Raw genomic sequence first — 7,225 nt, forward strand, 5'->3', positions numbered from 1 at the left:
GGAATGCGCTTATGGCAAACAACGAACTGACATATAATGATTTCTTACAGCGTCTGAACATACAGGAGTTGTTGGTGGACGCAGGCTATCAGTTGAACAAACGAGATGGCTTGCGCTATCCGTCGTACGTAAAGGTGGACAGTCATGGACAGCGAGTGAGGGGTGACAAGTTTATTGTCACTGGCAACGGCAAGTGCTGTTTTCAGCCACCAGAACAGAAAAACTACAACGTGATAGGCTTCATCAAGGAGCATCCGACGCTGTTTGACGACTATAAGCCAGGGATGTCATTGGACAGGTTAGTGAATGTGGTATGCAACAGACTGTTGAATAATCCCATTGATGTGCGTGAAAGCAGAGTGTCAGAACCCAAGCGAGATGCCAAGCCCTTCAACCTGTCAGACTATGACATCTTGCGTTTCAACCCAAGGGAAAAGGACACCCAACGGAAACACTATCCTTATTTCAAGGAAAGAGGCATCAACATGGGGACCCAGTTCGCCTTTCACAAGCATTTCTTCTTGGCGACCAAGCGTCGAAATAACGGATTGAGCTTTGCCAATCTCGCCTTTCCACTATCCTTACCGTCCAAGCCGGACAGCATCGTTGGATTGGAAGAGCGAGGCAGACCGAGACGAGAGGACGGCAAGGCATACAAGGGCAAGGCGGAAGGAAGCAACAGCAGTGAAGGATTGTGGATAGCCAACCTGACAGGTAAGCCATTGAAAGAAGCCACAAATATTCTATGGTTTGAGAGTGCATACGATGCTATGGCAGAGTACCAAATCAATCCAGTGAAGAACGTGTATATCTCGACCGGAGGTACACCGACAAAGGGGCAAATAAAGGGAATGCTGGAAGAGACCCGACAAGCGAACCATTATTTGGGCTTTGACAAAGACGAGGCAGGACGTGGCTTTGTGAAGAACTTCAAAGCAATCGCCAAGGAAATGGGATTTGCAGACTTCACGGTACAAGCCTACCATCCCTTGGGACAATACAAGGATTGGAACGATGCCTTGCTTGGCAAACGAGACCAACGGTTGATAGACCAAGGAGAGATAGACTTCGACTATTTCGAGTTCGCCAAGGCGCAAGAGGCCGAGAGGCAACAAGAGCAAGCCAAACAGGAGGAAAAAGAGGAACGGACATCGGGCTTCCGCAGATAAAGCACGGTGTCATTATCAAAAAGGAGAATTATGCAGCAGACATATCGGTATAGAAACATCATCATCAAGCCCCATTGGATGCAGTTCGTCATCAACGAGCTGCACTTGCTTGTGCTTATAAGTGTAGGTTTTGTATATGCAGGTATTGATGATGCCGTCCTCTCCACTTTGGTGTTTGTCCTCTCACTCTTGTTTTCCCTATGTTTGGCATATCGAATGGTCTATCTATGCAGGATGCGGTACATCATCAGTAACGAACAATTAGTGTTTGAGCATGGCGTGTTTCATCGTGAAGTAGATTATCAGGAACTATACCGTGTGGTGGATTTCAACGAAAGTCAAACTTTCATGCAGCAACTATTCCGATTGAAAACCGTGAGCATATATTCTGGAGACAGAACGACACCAAGGCTTGACATTATCGGAGTACCGATGAAGGAAAACTTGGTAACAATTATCAGAGAACGAGTGGAAACCAACAAACGCAGGAGGAGCATCTATGAGATTACAAATAGGTAAGATATGGTTGATAGCAATTATCGGCACAGCAACGGCATCGGAAGCCAAGGCACAAGTGGTGTCATCCAATCCCTTGGAATGGATGGCATTGGCAGAAGGCAACGAACTTATCAACGATGAGATTGAAAAGCAAATCAACGGACAGACCAAGACGGCGTTGTTGCAGAACACGATGGCTGCCGAGTTCAACCAGATACACAAATGGGAGAAGAAGTACAACAGCTACTTGAAATCAGTGAATGGCTATGCCTCGTCGCTGAAAGCATGTACCCATCTGTATGATGATGGTGTGAAGATTTTCATCACGCTCGCCAAGTTGAAGGCAGCTATTGCCAATAATCCGCAGGGCATTGTGGCAAGCATGAGTATGAATAACCTGTATATCGAGACGGCAACGGAATTGGTATCGGTTTTTAATCTGCTGAATGATGCCGTGGCAAAAGGTGGAACGGAGAATATGTTGACAGGAGCAGACCGCTCCAAGACTTTGTGGGCATTAAACGACAAACTATCAGCATTTCAGAAGAAGCTCAATAAACTGTATCTGAGCATCCGCTACTATACCATGAGTGATGTGTGGAACAATATCACGGCAGGGATGATAGATAGGAGTAATGGTGAGATTGCTACGCAAGCATTGGGGCGGTGGCGAAGAGCAGCCAAAGTAAGTACACCATAATAATATAAAAGCATTCGAGTATGAGAACATGGATATTTTGCTTTGGCATCATGCTGCTTTCTGTCTGCAAGGTGCAAGCCCAGAACGACCCTGTATTGGCTGGAATGATATACGCCTATACAGACAAGGCTGAAAAGGAGTTGAAGAACCAGGAGAAGGTGATGCTGATGCAGACCACTGGACATATCTGGTTGAAAGAGGAAGTGGAAGGAACCACCAACCTGCAACGAGAGTTCAACAACTACTTGGATTCGTTCCGCTCCATCGTGGTGTATGCTGCACAGGTATATGGCTTCTATCACGAGATAGATCGACTGGTGGATAACTTGGGAGGATTCACCAAGCAACTGGATAAACATCCGAGCAATACCCTTGCCGTGGCACTGTCTGCTAAGCGCAACAAAATCTATCGGGAGTTGATAATGGGCAGCGTGGAGATAGTGAATGACATCAGGCTGGTCTGCTTGTCAGGCAACAAGATGACCGAGAAAGAACGAGTGGAAATAGTTTTCGGCATCCGCCCCAAGCTGAAGGTAATGAACAAAAAGCTGCAACGGCTGACCAAGGCGGTGAAGTACACCTCGATGTCGGACATCTGGGCAGAGATAGAAAAAGGAAGCCACGACAAGGCAGACAAGAAAACAATCGTGAAGGACTGCATGAACAGATGGAAGCGAAACGGAAAGATCAAATGACTACAAAAAGATACAACTATGAGTATATGGGCAAAAATAGCAAAGTATGGCGGCAGTGCCTTGAAAGGTGCAGGTAGTGTCGCCAAGCAAGGACTGAAATCTGCAAGCAATACGGCTGTGCATCCCACCCAAGCACTAAGAGGCGCAGGAAGTGCGATGAAAACAGCCGCCGTGGGCAGCGCAGCAGGATATGTGGCATGGCAGAACCTTGTCAACGACAAGAGCATGGTGGAGATAGCCAGTGACGTGGTGGTCGGAAAAGACACCACGGAGAAAATATCCGAAGCCGTGGAAGATGTAAAAGGATTGAAGAACAAGGCTGGAGAAGCCGTGGATGCGGTGAATGGTGCCATGGGCGACATCAACAGCAAGTGGAGCGGCATGAGCAACTTCTTCCGTGGCATCTTCGGAGGCAACGGACTGGAGATGTTCGGCAACTTTTTCAAGAACTTAGGGAAAGGAAACGTGTCGGGACTGAGCCTTGCAGGACTGGTGACAGCAGCGTTTCTCACCTTCGGACGTTTCGGATGGCTTGGCAAGATAGCAGGAGCCATGCTCGGCATGATGCTCATCGGCAACAATTCAAATATCAAGAACATTGTCAGTGGTGATGGCGGTCAGGGAAGAAACGTAAACGAAGCAGAAGCGACCGCACGCAGTGGCGGCATGAAACGATAAAAACATAAAACGACAACAACATGAGATATACAGAAGAAATGATGCTGCAATCAAAAAGCGGCTATTGTATGCCCTTTGAGGAGCGAGGCAAGGATGTGGAACTGACACTTGGCTATGGAAAACAGAAGCATCCTGTAACAGGAGACGTATTTTTCCATCACGGACTCGACTTCGAGGCAAATCACTATCTGCTGTCAGCCTTGGCAAGCGGAACGGTGTCGGGCATTGGCAATGATGCGACGCACGGCATCTACCAAGTGATACGCTACGGCAAGTATGAAGTGACCTACGCCCATCTTGCCAACGTGTTCGTGAACTTCGGACAAACCGTGAAGGCAGGAAACATCGTGGCTTTGAGCGGTGACAGACTGCATTTCGAGGTGAAGTTTGACGGCAAGGAGATCAATCCGATTGATTTTCTGACCATGCTATATGGCAATGTGAAGGCAATGGAACAGACCGGTAAGACAGGTTTTTCTGAGTTTGAGACCTACGACATGAATATAGCCACACAGTATGACAAAGACCAGAAAGAGATAGAAGAATTGATGCTGCGCTTCATGCCATCGTATATGGAAGACCTGTATAAAGGTATGTATGTGACACCGCAACATGCAGAGCAGTCGCTGAGGAACATTTTTTCGCTATCAGCAGCGAAACACTATTTCTATGAAGCTATGCCATCCATCAGCAACCCATTAGGCATCGGGCAGAGAGCCATGCCCTTGGCTTGCAAGGTGCAGAACCTGCTGATAGCAGATTTCTTGAACTATCTGGCATTGCGGCATGGCATCTATCTGTCCACACTGAGCGAAGTCCTAAAAAAAAACTCCATGACGAAGCCGTAAGGACAAGTGGCATCATCGACCCTCTCGCAGAATTGGACATCGACGTGCAGAGCTTTGATATTCCAAGGTTGGTAAGTGTCTATCCAGACCGTGCAGGAGTGAGATGGTGGACAAAGGCGTGGTTCAATAACCGAGAGGAAGGAGAATGCTCCGTGGAGATAGAACTGCAACAAGCCATCCTTTTCATCCATGACAGAATAGAGAAGGACTCTTGGCTGGAGGAATACTTTCCAAAGCAGATGGAAGTGTATCACCAAGCCATCGAGCAGACAAGAGAACAGATATTAGGTCAACTAAACGTAACGCTATAATGAGTACAATCAAGAACCCGACACGCTTTGCCGAACTGGAGTTTTGCCTTCAAGGATATTTTGACGGCAAGCTGGCACCTGTGATGAAACTGGTGCGAGATGACTTGACGCATAAGCAACTGGAGGAAAGAGGCAGATACCAGAGCAGTTTGGCAGGAGTACTTGCTTCTGCCAATCCGTATGCCGACAACACGGAATTTGTGCTGAAACAGACAGGCGAATGGAACAGCAAAACCACAGAGGACTACTTGGAGATGTGCAACCAGAAGATATGGAAGGACAAAAACATCGTGAAGGACTTGGCGACTATTGCTGGCGAGTGGCGCAATGCCGTGGTGAAGGAAATTGGACGGAGCAAGTATGATGCCCTGTCGAAAGCCTGTGGTGAGGATTTGGCATACGCATATGTTGCGCAAAGGATGGAAGACCTGATGATTGGGAAGCTCGTCAAGGACAATACACCCAAGTCAACGATGGACTACATCTTGCGAAAGGCAGCACAAAACAGCATTTGGGGACTGCAAGAAGAGCTCCTGAAATCACCATTGACGACAGAGATAGAGGCTCGTGGTGAGAAAGCCTACAAACCAAGCAAGACGGAGAAGTTTGCTGGAGGGGCTACCGCCTCTGTAGTGGATGCCGTGACCATGGGCGGTATCGGCAGTTGGAAGTCATTGGCTACCTTGGTGGGGAGCGGCATGGCATTGGGCTATATCCTCGATTCCAAGAAGGGAAACGGCGAACAGCGGAAAGAGCAAGCCATGGAATTGAGCATCAGCAAGGGCGTATTCGGACAGAACGGCAATGCCTTCACTGGTTTTCGCTCACAAGCCAAGAAAGTGAATGCCACCGACAATGGCTATGTCAAGACGCTCAACAGCAAACTCCATAACAAGATACATATCCCACAAAAAGCATTTACGCCTATGGCATGGACAGATAACAGTTTTAAGTTTCCTTTCCAAAAAGAGCAAGAGAAACGGAACGATCCGAAATACAAGAATGTACCGCTGATAGTGGCACCCGGCAAGGAAGATGCCTATCTGGAAGAGAAAGCCAAACACGACGCAGCCAAGGTTGCAGAGGCTGAGCGCATCATTCAAGAAAAGGAAGAGGCGCAACAAACAGAAACTGATGATCAACAGCAAGCGCAATCAGAGGAAGAACTGCAAGAACAACCTGAAAATGATAATAGCAACGGATGGGAAGGACTGTTGAAGAACTTCGGACTGAATGGTTTCAGCGACATCGGCAATAATCTTGGCTATGTGATAGCCATGTTGCCCGACATCCTCGTGGGTATGTTCACTGGCAAAACGCAATCATTAGGCTTGAAGGACAACATGATGCCGATAGCCGCCATCCTTGCTGGAATGTTCGTGAAGAATCCGCTATTGAAGATGACACTCATCGGTATGGGCGGTGCCAATCTGCTGAACAAGGCAGGACATGAAGCATTGGCAAACAAACGGGAAGGCAATGATGGAAATGCTGTATCATACGGTAATACAACAGCACAAGCAGTGCAATATAAGTCCTATCCAGACGAACCGTTGAATCCGAGAATAGCCAACCCTGTGCTACAAGGCAACTGTTTAGTGGCAACCATCGACCGAGTGCCATACACCATCCAACTGCCAGAACATGTGGTTGGAGCATATCAAGCAGGAGCCTTGCCACTCAACACCCTTGCCAATGCCGTGCTTGCCAAGAGTGACCAGATGAGACAGATGGCAGAACGCAACTATGGCGAGCAAGAAGTGAGAAGTGTGAGAAACGAGGCGATGGAAAACGCAGAGCAGCGAGAAGTCATCCAACGTTCAAGATAAGATAAATCGTAAAACAATCATACAATGAAAGAGAAAAGTCCACAAGAGAAGAATGCGGCAGAGCGTCAAGTGTCACTGATTACCGAAGGCCTGTCGAAAGCAGCCGACAACAAGGGTATCTGGCTGAACGAGCAAGGAAAACAATATCCACGGTTTTACCCAAAAGGAGCGGCGGTGAGTCCGTTCAATGCCCTCGTGATGGGATTGAATTCCGACAAGAACGGATTTTCTACAAATCTTTACACGTTATTTAGTGAAGCCAAGAAGCGAGACGAGTCTGTGATGGCGCATGAGAGAGGTGTGCCGTTCAACTGGTATGCGTGGAACAAGTATGTGAACCGGCATAATCCGGAAGACATCATCAGCAGAAAGGACTACCAGGAATTGTCGGCTACCGATCAGACACAGTACAAGGGCATACATAATCGGGAAATACGAGTGCTGTTCAATATCGACCAGACCATGCTGCCACTAAAAGACAAGGAGAAATATGAAGA

9 protein-coding genes are annotated in these 7,225 nt (G+C 47.7%); all 9 read left to right on the plus strand.

From position 1 onward, the window contains the following. The first annotated feature begins 11 nt into the window (after positions 1 to 11). The gene (locus tag C9991_RS16020; protein ID WP_106813473.1) at positions 12 to 1,169 is read left to right on the plus strand and encodes a toprim domain-containing protein; all 1,158 of its coding nucleotides are present in this window, start codon (positions 12 to 14) and stop codon (positions 1,167 to 1,169) included. Between the two features lie 30 nt (positions 1,170 to 1,199). Next, positions 1,200 to 1,688 (plus strand): PH domain-containing protein, encoded by a 489-nt coding sequence (locus C9991_RS16025; protein ID WP_106813474.1) that lies wholly within the window; start codon positions 1,200 to 1,202, stop codon positions 1,686 to 1,688. After that, positions 1,669 to 2,367: a hypothetical protein gene (locus C9991_RS16030; protein ID WP_106813475.1), complete on the plus strand. Its 699-nt coding sequence runs from the start codon at positions 1,669 to 1,671 to the stop codon at positions 2,365 to 2,367. The genes C9991_RS16025 and C9991_RS16030 overlap by 20 nt, the downstream gene beginning before the upstream one ends. 20 nt (positions 2,368 to 2,387) lie before the next feature. Further along, entirely contained in the window at positions 2,388 to 3,062 is a 675-nt protein-coding gene (locus C9991_RS16035) for a hypothetical protein (protein ID WP_106813476.1), read from the plus strand. Positions 3,063 to 3,080: 18 nt separating this feature from the next. Beyond that, positions 3,081 to 3,740, plus strand: a complete 660-nt coding sequence (locus C9991_RS16040) for a hypothetical protein (RefSeq protein WP_106813477.1) — start codon at positions 3,081 to 3,083, stop codon at positions 3,738 to 3,740. A 20-nt stretch (positions 3,741 to 3,760) separates the two neighbouring features. Further along, positions 3,761 to 4,588 carry a M23 family metallopeptidase gene (locus tag C9991_RS16045; RefSeq protein WP_106813478.1) on the plus strand — a complete coding sequence of 276 codons (828 nt, stop codon included), beginning with the start codon at positions 3,761 to 3,763 and terminating at the stop codon, positions 4,586 to 4,588. An 11-nt stretch (positions 4,589 to 4,599) separates the two neighbouring features. Then, entirely contained in the window at positions 4,600 to 4,899 is a 300-nt protein-coding gene (locus tag C9991_RS16050; RefSeq protein ID WP_074027658.1) for a hypothetical protein, read from the plus strand. Then, positions 4,899 to 6,728, plus strand: coding sequence for a hypothetical protein (locus tag C9991_RS16055; RefSeq protein ID WP_106813479.1), 1,830 nt, complete (start codon positions 4,899 to 4,901; stop codon positions 6,726 to 6,728). The genes C9991_RS16050 and C9991_RS16055 overlap by 1 nt, the downstream gene beginning before the upstream one ends. Before the next feature lie 24 nt (positions 6,729 to 6,752). Further along, positions 6,753 to 7,225: ArdC family protein (locus tag C9991_RS16060; protein WP_157949513.1), on the plus strand; the 473-nt coding region annotated here is incomplete at its 3' end.

Source organism: Prevotella merdae (genome assembly GCF_900290275.1).
GTDB classification, from domain to species: Bacteria; Bacteroidota; Bacteroidia; order Bacteroidales; family Bacteroidaceae; genus Prevotella; species Prevotella merdae.